16 protein-coding genes are annotated in these 17,127 nt (G+C 61.6%); 10 read left to right on the top strand and 6 right to left on the bottom strand.

Annotated elements, in window-relative coordinates:
* The first annotated feature begins 2 nt into the window (after positions 1 to 2).
* Positions 3 to 179, top strand: coding sequence for a hypothetical protein (locus tag MUM_RS1000000134650; protein WP_177325019.1), 177 nt, complete (start codon positions 3 to 5; stop codon positions 177 to 179).
* Here MUM_RS1000000134650 and MUM_RS0129130 read toward each other — a convergent pair.
* On the bottom strand, positions 163 to 1,059 hold the full coding sequence (locus tag MUM_RS0129130) for a helix-turn-helix domain-containing protein (protein ID WP_010176543.1): 897 nt from the start codon (positions 1,057 to 1,059) through the stop codon (positions 163 to 165). The genes MUM_RS1000000134650 and MUM_RS0129130 overlap by 17 nt on opposite strands.
* A 189-nt stretch (positions 1,060 to 1,248) precedes the next feature.
* On the opposite strand from MUM_RS0129130, the gene pobA reads away from it, so the two are divergent.
* Both pobA and MUM_RS0129120 read left to right on the top strand, forming a co-directional pair.
* Positions 1,249 to 2,433 carry a 4-hydroxybenzoate 3-monooxygenase gene (gene pobA, locus MUM_RS0129125; protein WP_177325021.1) on the top strand — a complete coding sequence of 395 codons (1,185 nt, stop codon included), beginning with the start codon at positions 1,249 to 1,251 and terminating at the stop codon, positions 2,431 to 2,433.
* Positions 2,434 to 2,507: 74 nt separating this feature from the next.
* Positions 2,508 to 4,019, top strand: coding sequence for an MDR family MFS transporter (locus tag MUM_RS0129120; protein ID WP_010176541.1), 1,512 nt, complete (start codon positions 2,508 to 2,510; stop codon positions 4,017 to 4,019).
* 85 nt (positions 4,020 to 4,104) lie between these two features.
* Here the strand turns inward: MUM_RS0129120 and MUM_RS0129115 are convergent, their stop codons facing one another.
* The 3 genes from MUM_RS0129115 to MUM_RS0129105 are packed head-to-tail and all read right to left on the bottom strand — an operon-like array spanning position 4,105 to position 6,141.
* Positions 4,105 to 4,944 carry a cache domain-containing protein gene (locus MUM_RS0129115; protein WP_010176540.1) on the bottom strand — a complete coding sequence of 280 codons (840 nt, stop codon included), beginning with the start codon at positions 4,942 to 4,944 and terminating at the stop codon, positions 4,105 to 4,107.
* Between the two features lie 55 nt (positions 4,945 to 4,999).
* Positions 5,000 to 5,470 carry a cyanase gene (cynS, locus tag MUM_RS0129110; protein ID WP_010176539.1) on the bottom strand — a complete coding sequence of 157 codons (471 nt, stop codon included), beginning with the start codon at positions 5,468 to 5,470 and terminating at the stop codon, positions 5,000 to 5,002.
* Between the two features lie 29 nt (positions 5,471 to 5,499).
* The gene (locus MUM_RS0129105; protein ID WP_010176538.1) at positions 5,500 to 6,141 is read right to left on the bottom strand and encodes a carbonic anhydrase; all 642 of its coding nucleotides are present in this window, start codon (positions 6,139 to 6,141) and stop codon (positions 5,500 to 5,502) included.
* 112 nt (positions 6,142 to 6,253) lie between these two features.
* Here MUM_RS0129105 and cynR point away from each other — a divergent pair, with 112 nt between their 5' ends.
* Positions 6,254 to 7,120 carry a transcriptional regulator CynR gene (gene cynR, locus MUM_RS0129100; protein ID WP_010176537.1) on the top strand — a complete coding sequence of 289 codons (867 nt, stop codon included), beginning with the start codon at positions 6,254 to 6,256 and terminating at the stop codon, positions 7,118 to 7,120.
* Here the strand turns inward: cynR and MUM_RS0129095 are convergent.
* Entirely contained in the window at positions 7,095 to 7,871 is a 777-nt protein-coding gene (locus MUM_RS0129095) for a transporter substrate-binding domain-containing protein (RefSeq protein ID WP_010176536.1), read from the bottom strand. The two genes, cynR and MUM_RS0129095, sit on opposite strands and share 26 nt — an antisense overlap.
* A 387-nt stretch (positions 7,872 to 8,258) precedes the next feature.
* On the opposite strand from MUM_RS0129095, the gene MUM_RS0129090 reads away from it, so the two are divergent.
* The 6 genes from MUM_RS0129090 to MUM_RS0129065 all read left to right on the top strand — a co-directional run bounded on the left by MUM_RS0129090 (position 8,259) and on the right by MUM_RS0129065 (position 16,344).
* Positions 8,259 to 9,632: a glutamine synthetase family protein gene (locus MUM_RS0129090; RefSeq protein WP_010176535.1), complete on the top strand. Its 1,374-nt coding sequence runs from the start codon at positions 8,259 to 8,261 to the stop codon at positions 9,630 to 9,632.
* 144 nt (positions 9,633 to 9,776) lie between these two features.
* Positions 9,777 to 10,427 (top strand): class I SAM-dependent methyltransferase, encoded by a 651-nt coding sequence (locus MUM_RS0129085; RefSeq protein ID WP_010176534.1) that lies wholly within the window; start codon positions 9,777 to 9,779, stop codon positions 10,425 to 10,427.
* Between the two features lie 122 nt (positions 10,428 to 10,549).
* A complete protein-coding gene (gene rnd / locus MUM_RS0129080; protein ID WP_003210666.1) occupies positions 10,550 to 11,683 on the top strand; it encodes a ribonuclease D in 1,134 nt (377 codons plus the stop codon).
* Complete coding sequence (locus tag MUM_RS0129075) at positions 11,680 to 11,973, top strand: YcgL domain-containing protein (protein WP_003210667.1); 294 nt, start codon at positions 11,680 to 11,682, stop codon at positions 11,971 to 11,973. Before rnd ends, MUM_RS0129075 begins: the two co-directional genes overlap by 4 nt.
* A gap of 117 nt (positions 11,974 to 12,090) precedes the next feature.
* Positions 12,091 to 13,023 (top strand): D-2-hydroxyacid dehydrogenase, encoded by a 933-nt coding sequence (locus MUM_RS0129070; RefSeq protein WP_010176533.1) that lies wholly within the window; start codon positions 12,091 to 12,093, stop codon positions 13,021 to 13,023.
* A 153-nt stretch (positions 13,024 to 13,176) separates the two neighbouring features.
* Positions 13,177 to 16,344, top strand: a complete 3,168-nt coding sequence (locus tag MUM_RS0129065) for an OspG family effector kinase (RefSeq protein ID WP_010176532.1) — start codon at positions 13,177 to 13,179, stop codon at positions 16,342 to 16,344.
* A gap of 76 nt (positions 16,345 to 16,420) precedes the next feature.
* Here the strand turns inward: MUM_RS0129065 and MUM_RS0129060 are convergent, their stop codons facing one another.
* Positions 16,421 to 17,014, bottom strand: coding sequence for a nitroreductase family protein (locus tag MUM_RS0129060; protein WP_010176531.1), 594 nt, complete (start codon positions 17,012 to 17,014; stop codon positions 16,421 to 16,423).
* Positions 17,015 to 17,127 lie beyond the last annotated feature (113 nt).

The raw sequence follows: 17,127 nt of genomic DNA, 5'->3' as shown, positions 1-17,127 counted from the left end.
TCATGTCGATCAAAACAAGAAAGTACCTGATGATTTTCACCCTGTGCGCCGCCGCCACAGCGCTTTACGGCACTGCCGCCTACCGCGTCGAACAGACCCGCATGCAGCCGAGCTTCGCCTCCAGCTGCAATCACGGGCAATGCGTTGGCCACATGGCCGCATTCAGCTCGCTGCGCTAGCGTCCTGGTCGGCTTTCAACTGCTCCCGAAACGCTTTCGGGGAGAACCCGACGCGCCGGCGAAACAGCCGTGAGAAGTTGGTCGGGTCGGAAAAGCCCAACACGTCCGACATCTCATTGATGGTCATGCTGGTGTAAGTCAGCAGGCGCTTGGCTTCCAGCAATTGGCGGTCGTGCATGATCTGCAACGCGGGCTGGCCGCCCAATTCCCGACACGTACCGTTCAGGTGTGAAACCGAGATCCCGAGCTTGTGGGCCAGGTCTTCGATTTTCGGGTGTTCGCGGTAATGCTGCTCCACCAATTGGGTGAACCGGCGGAAGTATTCGCGGCCTCGCGGTGCCCGTGGATGGCGGCGCTGGATGGCCTGGCGGCTGATCCACACCAGCAGCACGCTGACCAGCGCGTGCATCATCATGTCCCGCGCCGGTTGATCGCTGGCGTACTCATCCTGCAGCCGGGCAAACAAACTGTTGAGGTAGTCACTGTCGTTGCCGGCCGGGTAGCTGCCCAGTGCGTTCAGACCGTCCAGTGCCGCGCCCAGTTGCCCCTGCAAATGCGCCATCAGCGGCGCGGCCAGGGTGACCACGAACCCTTCGACGTCTTCGGAAAACCGGAAACCATGCACGCATAACGGCGGCAGCACCTGCAGCGTCGATTCGCTCAGCGTGCTGCGCTGGCCTTCGATCTCCAGTTGCGCCTGGCCCTTGTGCACGTACAGCAACTGGCACAGGTCCGCGTGCCGGTGGGGCTGGATTTCCCACTGGTACTCACGGCTGCGCCGGGAGATGGTTTCACAGTGCAGCAAATCAGGGGTCGGCCATTGCTGGCTCTCACCGTAGAGTTTGAACACTGGAATCGCGGCACTGGCAGTTTTGGTCATGGCTTCATCCGATACTTCGGGAGAGTTGTGCGGTAATCGCCCCAATTGGCGAAAAGCGCAGCTTTGGGCTCAGTTTTCACCTTCTTATGCCGGGCACTCAAGTGAAAAATGCCAGCAACACCTTCAATGACAACTCTTTCACCGAATACGTTCGGGTGAAGCTTGCGGGCCATAAAAATAATGAAAACGCTGAAAACCCAAGTCGCCATTATTGGCGCCGGTCCCTCGGGACTGCTGCTCGGCCAACTGTTGCACGAGGCCGGGATTGAAACCCTGATTCTTGAGCGCCAGACGCCGGATTACGTACAAGGCCGCATCCGTGCCGGGGTGCTGGAACAAGGCATGGTCGACCTGTTGCGCCAGGCCGGGGTCAGTGCGCGGATGGATGCCGAAGGCCTGGTGCACGAGGGCTTTGAACTGGCGCTGAACGGGCAATTGACCCACATCGACCTCAAGACGCTAACCGGCGGCAAGACGGTGATGATCTACGGCCAGACCGAAGTTACCCGCGACCTGATGGCCGCGCGCCAGGCCAGCGGTGCTGTCACTTTGTACGAAGCGCGCAATGTGCAGCCCCATGATCTGAAAAGCGCAGAGCCCTGGCTGAGTTTCGAGCACGAAGGCGAGCAGTATCGGCTGGACTGCGACTACATCGCCGGCTGCGACGGTTTCCACGGTGTGGCGCGCCAGTCGATTCCCGCCGAGGCATTGAAGGTCTTCGAGCGGGTGTACCCGTTTGGCTGGCTGGGCATTCTGGCCGACACCCCGCCGATCCACGATGAACTGGTGTACGCCAAGCACGCGCGCGGCTTTGCCCTGTGCAGCATGCGTTCACCGACCCGCAGCCGTTATTACCTGCAAGTGCCGGCGGATGAAGCGGTTGAAGATTGGTCCGATGAACGCTTCTGGGACGAACTGAAAACCCGCTTGCCCGCGTCGCTGACCGCGCAACTGGTGACCGGCCCGTCCATCGAAAAGAGCATCGCCCCGTTGCGCAGTTTCGTGGTGGAACCGATGCAGTACGGCCGGCTGTTCCTGCTCGGCGACGCCGCCCACATCGTGCCACCCACCGGCGCCAAGGGCTTGAACCTGGCGGCCAGCGACGTCAGCACCTTGTTCAATACACTGTTCAAGGTGTACCGCGAGGGCCGGGTGGAGTTGCTGGAGAAATACTCGCAGATTTGCCTGCGGCGGATCTGGAAGGCCGAGCGGTTTTCCTGGTGGATGACTTCGATGCTGCACCAATTCCCGGAGGCTGATGGCTTCAGCCAGCGCATCGCCCAGAGCGAGCTGGAATATTTCGTCGACTCCGAGGCCGGACGTAAAACCATTGCAGAAAATTACGTCGGACTTCCTTACGAGGCTATCGAGTAGCCAGCTATCTAGTACACTGACGAGCATTCCCGCGGGCCTCCTTTTCCCGTGGGCCCTTGCTCGCAGGTTCTGCCGTGACCAACCTCAATCAGCCCGCCACACCCGCCGTTCGCAGTGTTCTCGTCGCCTTGATGATGGCGATCTTTCTCGGGGCGTTGGACCAGACCATCGTCGCCGTGTCCATGCCGGCCATTTCCGCGCAGTTCCACGACGTCAACCTGCTGGCCTGGGTGATCTCCGGCTACATGGTGGCCATGACCGTTGCGGTGCCGATCTACGGCAAACTCGGCGACCTGTACGGGCGCCGGCCGATGATGCTGATCGGCATGGGCCTGTTTACCGTTGCATCGCTGTTCTGCGGCATGGCCCAGAGCATGGAGCAACTGGTGCTGGCGCGGATCCTCCAGGGCATCGGTGCCGGCGGGATGATTTCGGTCAGCCAGGCGATTATCGGCGACATCATTCCGCCCCGTGAGCGCGGGCGTTACCAGGGCTATTTCAGCAGCATGTACGCGGTGGCCAGCGTGGCCGGGCCGGTGTTGGGTGGCTACATGACCGAGTACCTGTCGTGGCGCTGGGTGTTCCTGATCAACCTGCCTTTGGGCGCCGGCGCCTGGTGGGTGGCCCATCGCACGCTGGTGGGGCTGCCGGTGCCGCAGCGCAAGCCGGTCATCGACTACCTCGGTACCGTGCTGATGATCGTCGGCTTGACCGCGTTGTTGCTGGGCATCACCGAAATCGGCCAGGGCCATCACTGGCGTGACGATGAAGTGCTGGGGCTGTTGGCCTGCGCGCTGGTGGCGTTGACGGTGTTTGTGTGGCACGAGCGCCGGGCGCGGGAGCCGTTGTTGCCAATGCACCTGTTCGCCAACCGCAGCGCGGTGCTGTGCTGGTGCACGATTTTCTTTACCAGCTTCCAGGCGATTTCCCTCACGGTATTGATGCCGCTGCGCTACCAGACCGTCACCGGTTCCGGTGCCGACAGCGCCGCGTTGCACTTGCTGCCGCTGGCGATGGGCTTGCCGATGGGCGCGTATTTTGCCGGGCGCATGACCTCGGTGACGGGCCGCTATAAACCGATGATCCTGATTGGCGCCTTGCTGAGTCCGATCGCGATCCTCGGCATGGCCCTCAGTGCACCCCAGGCCGTGGCGGTGACCAGCCTGTTTATGTTGCTTTGCGGGATTGCCGCCGGGATGCAGTTTCCGACCTCTCTGGTGGGGACGCAAAACTCGGTGGAACAGCGGGACATCGGCGTGGCGACCAGCACCACGAACCTGTTCCGTTCCCTGGGTGGGGCGGTCGGGGTGGCGTGCATGTCGGCGCTGTTGCTCGCGTTGTTGCAGGACTCCAGTTTTGCGCACCTGGCCAGTGGGGCACTGGTGGCGGAAGGCAGTTCCGGCAATGTGTTGCTGGACGGTTTGAATGCGGCGCCGGGGCCGGCGCAGGATGCCTTGCGGGGGGAGCTGCTGATTACCTTCAGGCATTTGCTGATGGTCAGTGCCGGGGTGTCGTTGCTGGGCTTGGCGGCGGCGATTGCGATGCCTAACCGCGTGCTGCGGGGGCGGGAAGACAAGGCGAAATAGTTGGAACAATGAAGATCAAATGTGGGAGCAGGCAAGCCAGCTCCCACATTGTGATTGCATTCCAGCTTTTGAACAGGTGATGGCCTCACGGGCTGTAATACCCCACCGCCACCATAAAATGCCCGGCCTTGCGCAAATACGCATGCTTGTTCTCGACCTTTCCGGTCACCGGGTTTTTCCAGCGGTACTTGTATTCCCCCTGATCCTGCTCCGCCATCACTGCCAGGATCGGCTCACCCACCGGCTTCCCGTCGGGATCCTTGATCTTGCTGAAATCCGTATTCACCAATCGCGGAGTTGTGCCATGGGCCACATAGCGGTGGGTGTCGAGGTCAACCACAAACACATACAGGTCGTCCTGCAGAAAACCACCCTGCATGTCGTTGATCGCCTTGAGTGTCCCGACCGGGTCCTTCTCCAGCGCCTTGACCGCTTTATTGCGCAGCGCCCTGGCATGCTCCGGGGTCGCCCGCGGCAAGTAATAACCCACGGCCAGAATCCGCTGCCCAACGCGCTGGTAATACACATGCTTGCGCTCGACCTTGCCGTCATTCCAGTTCTGCCACCGGTAATCGGCCTGCTGGATGCCACTGCCTTCCGGCACCGCCAACGCATCCTTGAATGACTTGTTCAGATCCGGCCCAAGCACCTCGGAAACGTTGCGCCCGATCAACGCAGAAGAGGGCCCGCCACTCGCCAGCAGCACGCCCTTGGTGTCGACCACGAACACATAGCGGTCCTGGTCGACGAATTCACCCTGGCGGCTGAACGCCGCAAAGGCTTTGTCGCCATTCGTCTGGTAATACCCCAAGGCCTTTTCCAGCAGGGCCTTGGCGGCTTGGGCGTCCGCATCCTCAGCGGTGGCGGCGTGCACCTGGCCAACGCACAACAGCAGCAGCCAGGTGGCTCGGAGCATTGCCTTCATTACCCGTCCCTCGTTCTTGTTGGTGTGCCAAGAGCGTAGACGGTTTGCCGACTTATCAGAACGGTTTGGTCGGCAGGTATTTACCGTCCAGGGTGATCACCGCGCGGGAACCGCCGTCCGGGTCTTCGACTTTTTTTATGTCCAGCTTGAAGTTGATCGCGCTGATGATGCCGTCGCCAAACTGCTCGTGTACCAGGGCCTTGAGGGTCGAACCGTAGACCTGCAGCATTTCATAGAAACGGTACATGGTCGGGTCCGTCGGCACGCCGCCGGGGAAGCTGCCGCGCAGGGGCACCGTTTGCAGCAGGCGGCTGGCGTCCTCGTCGAGGCCGAGTTTGTCGCACACCACATCGGCAGCGTCCTTGGGCAACGGGTGCTGGCCGAGCAGGGCGGCGGTGACGAACGCCAGGCTCAGGCCGGTGCCGTCGGTGAGGTCCTGCCACGACAGGTTCTTGCGCGCCTTGATGTCGATAACGGTGTCGGCCAGGGCCAGGCGTGGGGATTGGGCGAATTGGGATTGCAGCATGGTGATGTCCTCTTGGTTTTTAATAGGGTTCAGGCCGCGTGGGCGCGGGTGCTCGGGTTATCCAGCAGGGACACAAAGCGCCCGCTGCGGCCATCCAGGGCGTCGATGCCGCCGCTTTCGATGTCGTAGACCCAGCCGTGCAGGCTCAGTCGGCCTTGTTCCAGGGCCAGGGCCACGCAAGGGTGAGTCTTGAGATTAGCCAGTTGGGCGACCACGTTTTCCCGTACCAGCGAGTTGAGCCGGTCGGCGTCTGAGGCGTGGGTACGGGCGGCGTTGATCACCTTGGCCGACTCGGCATGGCGCAGCCAGTTGGCCACGGCCGGTAAGTGATCGAGGCATTTGCAGGTGGAAATGGCGGTCATGGCGCCGCAGTCGGAGTGGCCACAGATCACGATGTCGCTGACGCCGAGAACGGCTACCGCGTATTCGACCGTGGCCGACACACCGCCGGGCTCTGGCCCGTAGGACGGCACGATGTTGCCTGCATTACGGATCACAAACAGGTCGCCGGGTTCCTGCTGGGTCAGCAGTTCCGGGACTACACGGCTGTCGGAACAGGACACAAACAGCGTGCCGGGGTTTTGCGTGGTGGCCAGGTGTTTGAACAGGTCGCTGCGTTGGGTGAAGGCTTCACCCTGGAACTTACGGAAACCGTCGATGAGGTCTTGCATGGTGGTTCTCCTTGCGTCGCTGATGGGGCAAGGATGGAAGTTTTCAGCTATAGCGTCCAAGACCGGCTTATTATGGTTCCTATAAGTCATGCCTATAGTTGGAGCGCCCTTCATGTTGCTGCGTCATATCCGCTACCTGCTGGCCGTTGCCGAGCACCGTAATTTCACCCGAGCGGCGGAGGCGCTGCATGTGTCGCAGCCGACCTTGTCGCAGCAGATCAGGCAACTGGAAGACACCCTCGGTGCGCCACTGCTGGATCGCTCCGGCCGGAGCGTCAGCCTGACCGATGCGGGCGAGGCCTATGTGCGTTTTGCGCGCCTGGCCTTGCAGGATCTGCAGGCCGGCACCCGTGCCATGCACGACGTGCAGGACCTGAGCCGCGGCAGCCTGCGCCTGGCAATGACGCCGACGTTTACCGCGTACCTGATCGGGCCGCTGCTGGCGCGGTTCAACCGTCTGTACCCGGGGATAACGGTCAGCGTCGAGGAACTGACGCAAGACCGCATGGAGGCGGCGCTCACGGAGGACTTGCTGGATATCGGCATTGGTTTTACCGGCGAGCATTTGCCGGATATCGAGTGTGAAGGGGTGTTTGTCGAGGCGTTGAGCGTGGTGGTGAGTGCCGGCCATCCGGAGTTGAACCGCCAGCAGTGGCTTCAGCAACCGTGGGTGCTGCTGAACTCAGGGTTCGCCACGCGCCGCTATATCGATGAGTATTTTCGCAGCCAGGCGGTAAAACCCCTGATCGCCATGGAGGCCAATTCCATCAGTGCGATTATTGAAATCGTACGGAGCACTCAGTTGGCGACCATCCTGCCCAGCGCGATTGCCCAGGTGCAGGCGGGCTTGCAGGCGGTGCCGTTAAGCCCGGCGTTGCCGCAACGCACGGCGGCGCTGCTCAGTCGCAAGGGAGGCTATCGCAGCGCGGCGTGCCGGGCGTTTGTCGAACTGGTCAGGGCGCAGCCAGCCACTGGTTGATGATGCCGTCATACACGCCCGTCACCGTACTCAAGTGCAGCCACTGGTCCACGTAGCTCTTCCACGCCACATCATCCCGAGGCAGCAGGAACGCCTTCTCGCTGTACTGCATGTAGCGCTCGGGGTTTACCGCACACAGCCCCGGCTTGAGCTTTTGCTGATACCGGGCCTCGCTGGCGTCGGTGATCATCACGTCGGCCTTGTTGGCCAACAGCTTTTCAAAAATCGTCACGTTGTCCGGGAACAGTGTCAGTTGCGCCTTGCCCAGATGTGCCCGCGCAAACACTTCATTGGTACCGCCTGAAGGCTCGATCACCCGCACCTGCGGCTGATTGATTTGCTCCACGGTCTGATAGCGCTGCACATCGGCGCAGCGCACGAGCGGGATCTTGCCGTCGACGCCCAGGGGCTGGCTGAAAAACGCCTTCTTCTGCCGCTCCAGCGACACCGAAATACCGCCGAGGGCAATATCACAGCGCTGGGCCAGGAAGTCCGGCATCAGGGTTTTCCAGGTGGTGGGCACCCATTTCACTTGCACCCCAAGGCTTTTGGCCAGCGACTGGGCCATGGCGATGTCGATGCCTTCGTAGCTGCCGTCCGGGCGCAAATAGCTGTAGGGCTTGTAGTCACCGGTGGTGCAGACGGTCATTTCACCGCGCTGGAGCACTTCATCCAGGCGCGATGCGGGGCTGTCGGCCAGGGCCTGGGCGGACAGGCCGGCCAGCAGGGAAAGGGTCAGCAAAGCTTTCATGCGGTCGGGTCCTTGGGCATGAGCAGGGTCGCCATTATTTGCAAATGTTTAGCCACGGCACAACCAAACTCCGTCAAGACTGGATTTAACGGCTTAACCTCGCGTGTGAGGCTGTTCGGCATCTCTTTACTGTGACTCCCGCATGGACGGTTCCCCCGACACACACCCTGAGACATCGCCAGGCGCCACCGCGTCCAGCCGTCCGGACCGTCGTCGAATCACCGCTGATGCACTCCCTTCCGAACTCGCCTTCTGGGCACTCTGGCACTGCCGCCACGCGCGCCCACCGGACACCTTTCTCACCCGTTGATTTGCCCAACCGGATGCCCCGCGCATCTGCCCGGCAGCGCCTGCGCGCCTGCCTGACGCGAACGTATGAGAATGCCCATGAGCACGCCCTTTGCCACCCTGCACGAAGCCCAATCCTTTCTGGACCAGAACCCGGATATCGAGATGTTCGAGCTGTTCATCCTCGACAACAACGGAGTGCCCCGGGGCAAGCTGCTGCACCGCGATGAGTTGCTGGCGGTCTATGAAAGTGGCCGGCCGCTGCCGAGTACGATCCTGGGCCTGACCATCAATGGCGACGATGTGGAGAACTCCGGGCTGGTCTGGGAAGTGGGCGATATCGACTGCCGCGCCTACCCGGTCAGCGGCAGTTTGCAGCGCATGCCGTGGCGCCTGATCCCGACGGCGGCGGTGCAAGTCAGCATGCACCCCACCGAAGGCATGCCCGCCACCGTGGCCGACCCGCGGCACTTGCTGGCCAAGGTGATCGACGACCTCAAGGCCGACGGCTATTACCCGGTGATGGCGGCGGAGCTGGAGTTTTATTTGCTCGACCAGAAGCCCGACAGCAACGGCCGCCCGCAACCGGCACGGGATGTCGATGGGGGGCGCCCACGCTCGACCCAGGTCTACGGCCTGCGGGAACTGGAGCAGATCGAACCGTTCCTTGCCGACCTCTACAGCGCCTGCAAACTCCAGGGCATTCCGGCGCGCACGGCGATTTCCGAATACGCCCCGGGCCAGGTGGAAATCACCCTGGAGCACCGCAGCGACGCCCTGCAAGCCATGGACGAGGCGGTGCGTTACAAGCGCCTGGTCAAGGGCGTGGCCCACAAGCACGGGATGACCGCGTGTTTCATGGCCAAGCCTTTCGACGACCTGGCCGGCACCGGCATGCACATGCACGTCAGCCTCGCAGACCGCGACGGCAATAACCTGTTTGCCAGCGAAGCACCCGACGGCACGCCGCTGTTGCGCCAGGCGGTGGGGGGCATGCTCAGCACCTTGCTCGACTCATTGCTGATGTTCTGCCCGAACGCCAACTCCTACCGGCGCTTCCAGACCAACAGCTACGCGCCGCTGGCCGCCACCTGGGGCGTGGACAACCGCACGGTGACCCTGCGCGTACCGGGCGGGCCGGCGTTTTCCCGGCATATCGAACACCGAATCTGCGGCGCCGACGCCAACCCCTACCTTGCGGCGGCGGCGATCCTGGCGGGTATTCACCGGGGCATCCGCGAACAGCGCGATCCCGGCGCGCCGGTGGAGGGCAACGGTTACGCCCAGGCCAAGGAATTACTGCCCACCGATTGGCTGACCACCTTGCGCGCCCTTGAAGGCTCGTCCTGGGCCCGGGAAGCCTTTGGTGGTGAATTCCTCGGTGTGTACCTGGCGGTCAAACGGGCCGAGTATCGCCAGTTCATGGGCGAAGTGGGGGAGCAGGACTGGCGCTGGTATTTGCACCCGGCCTGAAGATGAAGCCTTGATCACAGACAGTTAACAGACAGGCTGGGCGCCGGATACTGGCCCTGCATGCGCGGTAAACAATCCTTCGACCTTTTTTTCACGAGACGGTGGTTAAGCTGCGAATGTCTGATCCATTAACTGAGTCGTGTGATGCCGTCGCAACTGCCGTCTTCCATCGAGATTGAATTTGCCGAACGTGCAGGCCAGGAGCATGCCCGGGTCTGCGCTGACACGCGCCCGCCCAAGTTGCTGCGGCGCCTGGCGCTGTGGCGCGATGAACGACTGGTACGCCGGGCGCTGAAAATCGCCGGCGAACCGGGGCTGATCCTCGACCTGGCCTGCGGCTCGGGGCGCTTCTGGCCGGTGCTGGCCGAGCACAGCAACCGGGTGATCCTCGCGTCGGATAACTCCCAGGACATGCTCGACCACGCCCGTACCCACCATGCGCCGGGCTTGCTCAAGCGGATCAAGACCTTCCAGGGCTCGGCCTTTTCCATCGGCCTGTCGGCCAACGCGGTGGACTGCATTTTCTGCCTGGAGTTGTTTCGCCATGTGCCGACGGCAGAAGGGCGCCTGGCCCTGCTCGGTGAATTTCATCGGGTGAGCCGCGACACGGTGATTGTCTCGGTCAACAGCGACAGCGGTTACCGGGCGATGCAGCCCGCCCTGTCGGCGGTTGCCAGCCACCGGACGCAGGTGGAAGCGGAGTTTCGCCAGGCCGGTTTCAAGGTCCTCAACCAACAGGAATTCATGCCCGGCTCGGCCATGTGGCGGGTTTACGTCCTGCGTAAGAGAGGATAAGTCCCGCCTGTCGGACTATTCTTCAGATCCTATAGGAGTTTTCATGGCGGATGCTGTGCTGCGAATGCTCGCAACTCCCTTTCGCGATATATACTGCGCGCCATTCTTCAAGGGAGAGCCGTGTGGCCATCGATATTCACTGGATCTGCGACAACGATAGCCTCGGCCAGCACTGCGCCGAATGGCAGCAGTTGCCATTCGTCGCCCTCGACACCGAATTCATGCGGGTCGACACCTTTTATCCCATTGCCGGGCTGATCCAGATTGGTGATGGCGTTCGCGCTTACCTGATCGATCCCCTGACCATCGACAACTGGCAACCCTTGGCCGCCTTGCTGGAAAACCCGGCGGTGATCAAGGTGGTGCACGCCTGCAGCGAAGACCTGGAAGTGTTGCTGCGCCTGACCGGCAGCCTGCCGGTGCCACTGTTCGACACCCAACTGGCGGCTGCGTACCTGAACCTCGGTTTCTCCATGGGCTATTCGCGGTTGGTGCAAGCCGTCCTCGATATCGAGTTGCCCAAGGGCGAGACCCGCTCGGACTGGCTGCAGCGGCCATTGTCCGAGACGCAAATCAGCTACGCCGCCGAAGACGCGGTGCACTTGGCGGAAGTCTACACACGCCTGCGCCCGAAACTTTCCGACGATAAGTACGCCTGGGTCCTGGAAGACGGCGCCGAGCTCGTGGCCAACCTGCGCCGCGAAGTCGACCCGTACGAGGTCTACCGCGACGCCAAGCTGGCCTGGAAACTGTCCCGTGCCCAGCTCGCCGTATTGCGCGAACTGTGCGCCTGGCGCGAGCAGCAAGCCCGTGCCCGTGACCTGCCGCGCAACCGGATCATTCGTGAACACTCGTTATGGCCCCTGGCCAAATCCCAGCCGGATAACCTCGCCGCGCTGGGCAAGATCGAAGACATGCACCCGCGCACCGTGCGCCAGGACGGCGAGTTCCTGCTGGGCCTGATCAAGCGTGCCGGCAGCGTCCCGATGGACCAATGGCCGCCGGCGGTTGCCGAGCCGTTGCCGGTGGACGCCGCCACGCTGATCAAGCAACTGCGCGCCCTGGGCCAGGCCGAGGCTGAACGCCTGGACATGGCGCCGGAACTGATGCTGCGCAAGAAAACCCTCGAAGCCCTGGTCAAGAGTGGCTATCCCGAGGGGCCTTACCAATTGCCAGATTCGCTGCGTGGCTGGCGCCGCGAATTGATGGGCCAGGCGCTGCTGGACAGCCTGGCCACTGCCGGAGAACAGCCTTGAAACGTATTTGCTCCATCTATCGCAGCCTCAAACGAAACGAGATGTACCTCTACGTGCTGAAAAGCGATGCACTGGAGCGCGTGCCGGAAAGTCTGCTGGCCGCCTTCGGCAAGCCGCACCACGCCTTTGACTTGGTGCTGAGCCCGGAGCGCAAGCTGTCCCGCGAGGACATCACCGTGGTCCTGGAAAACCTCGAAAAGCAGGGCTACCACCTGCAAATGCCGCCGGCCGAGGACGAGTACATCGAACACTTGCCCGAAGAGCTGCTGCGACGTAATGACCCGATGTGATCGGTCAGTGCCCCGTCCGGGGCACATTCATCAATGGAATTCAATTTTTGGCGGTGGCAGCAACGGACAGTGAACTGGACCGGCGGCCGCCTGCAGTGTTTTTGAAAGGTTTGAACCATGCGCGTTCTGATTGCTGAACACGATCACCCGCTGTACGCCCGGCTGCTGCGCGAAGCGGCGCCGGACCTTGAGGTCATGACCAGCGGCGATTCCGCTGAACTGTCGCGCCTGGCGGCGGATTGCCCGGTGTGGCTGGGCCAGCCGGACCTGTTGGCGACCTTGCTGCGCCAGGGCCATCAGCCTCAATGGTTGCAATCGACCTGGGCGGGCATCACCCCACTGTTGGCTGAAGGCCTGCCGCGGGATTACCGCCTGACCCGCGCCGTGGGCATTTTTGGCCAGGTGATGGCCGAATACGTGCTCACCTACATGCTCGGCCACGAGCGTGAAGTGCTGGCGCGGCTGGTCAGCCAGGTCGAGCGCAAATGGGACAACCGCATGGGCCAGAGCCTGGCGGGGCGCAAGGTGCTGATCGTCGGCACCGGCGATATCGGCCGCAGCGTTGCGCAGTTCCTGTTGCCGTTTGGCGTGGAGTTGTACGGCATCGCCAGCGAAGCCCGTGAGCAGGCGCCGTTTATCGAAGTCGCCGCGCTTGAAGAGCTGCCACGGCTGGTGGGCGAGGTGGACTACGTGGTCAACCTGCTGCCCAACACCCCGAACACCCATGATTTGTACGATGCCGCGCTGTTCAAGCAGTTCAAGCCGACCGGGTTGTTTATCAACGTCGGGCGCGGTGTGGCGGTGGTCGATGCGGACCTGGTGGAGGCCTTGAAGGAAGGGCATCTGGCGGGCGCGGTGATCGACGTGTGCCGTCAGGAGCCATTGCCACAGCGTCATCCGTTCTGGACCGCCTGGGGCTTGCTGCTGACCGGGCACAGTTCTGCGCCGACCTCACCGGGGATGATGGTGCAGTTGTTTGTCGAGAATTTGCGGGCGTATCAGGCGCAGGAAGCATTGCGCGGGGAAGTGAGTTTCGAGCGCGGATACTGAAAACACTGGCCTTGCCGAGCGGCTCCGGATTCTCCGTAGCCGCTCGGCAAGGCGTGATGGCACGTCCTGACAAATCTCTGTAAACACTCCTTCAGTTTTACCTTCGCAATCCCTATGTGACGCTCGGGCCATTCTTCAAATGGAACTTGCCCGATGTTGAATCTTCAGACTTCCCCTGCACCTGCCCGTGTTATCCCGTTACAGCCCACGGCCTTGGCCGATCAGGCCATCGCGTCGAGCCCGACAGTTGGCGACACCCATCCTGCGGTCCCCCGAAAAGACGGACTCAAGGCGGCATTGGGCGACAGACGGAACTTGCAGGTACTGGCGCAAAAGCTCAACGAAATAGCGACGAACCTGGGCATAAACGCCACGCCTCACGCGGTGCTGGCCGCGCTGGAAGCGACGCCGATGGAGGTGCATCCTGACTCATCCCACCCGCTGGAGGCGGGTGATACGGCGACCCTGGCGACTGTCCTCAAGCGTATTGGCCTGGGTTTGCCCACCAACCACTTTCAACTCACCGGCCATGCCCGTGCACTGAGTGACAAGGCCCTGGAACATCCTCTCGGGAATTTTGGCGGTGGTTTATCCTGGCCCGTGCCCATGACGGTCAGTGATCAGCGTCTCGCGCGTGCTGCAGCCATCCGCCACGGCAGCGAGCACCCGAACCCGCCACACGTCGGCGTGAGCCTTGGGATACTGGAGTATTTGAACACCAATCAACCGGCACTCGATGACGCGGCCAGGACGCTGGAAGCCATCGTCAATTCCGAGCGTGGGCAGGCGTTGGGGCAAGTGATTCAGACTCAACTGAATGGCATTGCCACCGGTACCAGCGTGAACGAATACACCCTGGCCGCCATCAACCTCATGCTGGATCCTGAGTCTATTGCCCGGCCCCTGCGCAACCGGGTTGCGGGCTTTAACCTGGCCCACCCGGACCACTGGGGAAAGCCGGCGGCAGCGGTGCTTGAGGGGTTGAGGGAGCACCTGAGCGTCAACGGCAAGACCAGCCCGGACATGGCCCGGGCCGGCGCTCACCTGTTGCTGGCCAGGAAGGCCCCGGAGTTTCTGATCAAGGGCATTCCCGACAACGTGACTTATGGCAGCGCCGCCTGGGTCAGCCTGGCCATTGCAGCGGCGACCATCGAAGCCCAGGCGCCGGGGAAGGTGGCGAACATGACGTTTACCCAGGTCATGTCGGCGGCTGAAAGTGCCGGCCTGGTTGATCGGGCCGTGACCGAACAGGCGCAGAGGACGGCGCTGATTGACTGGGGTGTGGTCAACGGGATTGTCCCGGTAAACGTCGATGACGGTTACAGCCCTGGCGAAATGGAGCGGGTCAGGACTGCGTTCAATCAGCAACAGCAGGAGAGGATCGCCGCCTCGGGGTTATTGGAAGCCGAAATCCCGAGCCGCAAGGAAATAGCGCTGGCCAAGCTCAAACAGCGGTTTGGCGAGCAGGTGTTTTTTGAGGAGAAGCTGCTGAGGGTCGACGACTCGCGCCAACCGGGCATCGAGCCGCTTTACAATCCCAATCGGGCGCCCGTCGGCCTGTACTCGATGCTGGATATCGCCATGATGGAGTTGAATGGCTACCGGTGGAAAACCACCGACCGGCGCATCCCCATCAGCGCGATAAACGCCCCGCTCAAACTGGAGGTCAACAAGGCCTTTGATCAGCAGTTCAGCCAGGCAATCGAGTCGCGCAAGCAGGGGATTGGCACCGTCATCAAGCACATGGTCGCCAGACTTCCATTGGCCGACAGGCAAAACCTTGAACAGGCCTCGCTTGAGTTCTTTCAAACCAAGACCTACGCCCTGGGGACCGACTTTACATCCAGGACACTCCATCACACCGATGAAAGTCTTTTGGTGAAGGCCGCAGGGGTTGTTTATAAGATCGACCTGAAAAATGCTGAAGTGACTATTGTGCCTGCCTCTGTGTTAACTGAGCAGCTACCGCGCGACGCCAATAAAATCTACACGGTTGAAAAGTTTGCCCCGACGGGAACCGGTACTTCTGACCTGGGCCAAAAACAGCCTCAGGGTTTACTGCCACCCTCGAGTTTCACTACCGCTCGCACCCAGTCCATCGCCGATGTATTCGTCGAACACCTTGATATCGATAATCAGAACGTGGTGAAGCAGGCCAAGGGAGCTACGCCCCTGGACCGGCAAATGGAGCAGGAGTGGACGGTCACGAACTTCTTCCTGGACCTGATTCCGCTACGCTCAGCCGTTGTCAACTTTCAGAACGGTAACTACGTTGATGGTGCGATGGATCTGGCCATGGACGCCTTCGGTTTCCTCACTGCCGGGATCGGGGTTGCCGGGAAGGTGGCGAAGGCCGGAACTCGGGTTGCCAGCACGGGTGTCAAGGCGATGAAGGTGACAAAAATCATCGGTACTACCCTTATCCGTGAATTCAATCCGCTCAATGGCCTGGACGACCTGGTACTGGGAGGCACCCGGCTGATACGCCGGGGCGGTGCAGACGCGGTAGCGAGTGAGGTGCTGAGCAACCGCTTACTGAGTGAGTTCAAAGTCCCGGAATCAACCATTGCCGGTCTCTCACGCAACAGTCAGGGGCTCTACGTCGCAGCCGATGGTCACTTGTCGCACATACGCCACACCGACAGTACCGGCCAAACTGCCGTCTATGAGGTGCGGGAAGCGACCCGAACCACCGAGGGTGTCGTCCAGGCACGGATTTATCACAATAATCGGCAAACGCCACTCCTGGTCCAGCATATCCAGGGTGATCAATGGCAGCGATTGGGCGCCAGGGGCGGTAGCCCGCTGTCGGTTGCGTCGGACCTGGGGCCTGAAATTGGCCGGGGCGGTGAAGGGGTGGTCTACGAAAGCCTGGATGGCAAAAGCGTTTATAAAGACTTCAACACTAAAAATGCTACGCGTATTCCGGATTATGTAACCCAGGAAACAGACTGCCTGAACACCTATTACGGAGCGGGTTTTGCCAAGGCGGTCGTTGAGAACGGTCGGGCTTACATCAAGATGGGTAAGCTGGATGGGGTCAACCTTGCAGCAGTCGAGCGGCGTAGCCTGCCTCCGGAAGCCAGGACGTGGCTGGAGGATGCCTTGAAGGGAATGGAGGAAAAAGGAATACATCACCAGGACTTGCAGCTTAAGAACTTTCTATATTCCACAAGGGATAAAAAAGTGTACCCGGTGGATATCCAGTCGTTGTCCCTTGAAGACATGGTCCCCGGGGATGGTCTCTATGAGTGGGAGATGAACGTGTACAACAGTCGAAAGAAAGAATTGCTCAGGGACTTTAATGCGCTTGTCAGGTAGTGGGCCGTTTGGGAGTGACCGGCAGTGGTAAAGGCAGCGCGCCTCTATCCAAAACGCGGTAACTCCCGGGCTCGCCTTACAGGCTGAAGTCGCCTTCAGCCACCAGCTCGCTCAACGGCTTGCGCGGGCTCGGGGTTTCCCGGGCTTGCAGGTAATCGGCCAGGGTCGATTTGTCGCCCAGTTTGCCAATCGCCACGGCCGCGTGCAAGGCATAGCCCTCTGGCACCTTGAGTTCCTTGCGGGTCAGCTCCTGGTCGAAACCGGCCATGCCGTGGGTGTGCCAGCCGCTGAGGCTGGCTTGCAGCGCCAGGTGGCCCCAGGCGGAGCCGGTGTCAAAGGTGTGCCACAGGGCCGGGGTTTCCTCGGCGGCGCCGGGTACCTGGAAGTCGGTCTTCGAGGCCACGATCACCAGGGCCGACGCATGTTGCGCCCAGCCGCGGTTGAATTCGTTCAGCAGGCCGAGGAAACGCTCCCAGTTTGGTGTGTCACGACGCGCGTAGAGGAAGCGCCACGGCTGCGAGTTGTAGGCCGAGGGTGACCAGCGGGCGGCTTCGAAGAAGCTCAGCAGGGTGTCTACCGGGATGCTTTCGCCGGTAAAGGCGCGCGGCGACCAGCGGTCGGTGAATTGCGGGTGGATCGGGTAGTCGGCGACGCGTGGGTTGCTGCTCATTGGGCTGATCCTGATGAAAAACCGGGGTTCAAAACTACTTCGCCGCCGACGGGCTGACAAGTCTTGTTCTACCGACAGTCGTAAGCGCTTGGCCCCGGGGGCCATGGGCACTA

This window comes from Pseudomonas sp. PAMC 25886 (assembly GCF_000242655.1).
Taxonomy (GTDB): domain Bacteria; phylum Pseudomonadota; class Gammaproteobacteria; order Pseudomonadales; family Pseudomonadaceae; genus Aquipseudomonas.
Note: the sequence above shows the minus strand (reverse complement) of the source record. Positions and strands in the feature narration are given on the sequence as shown.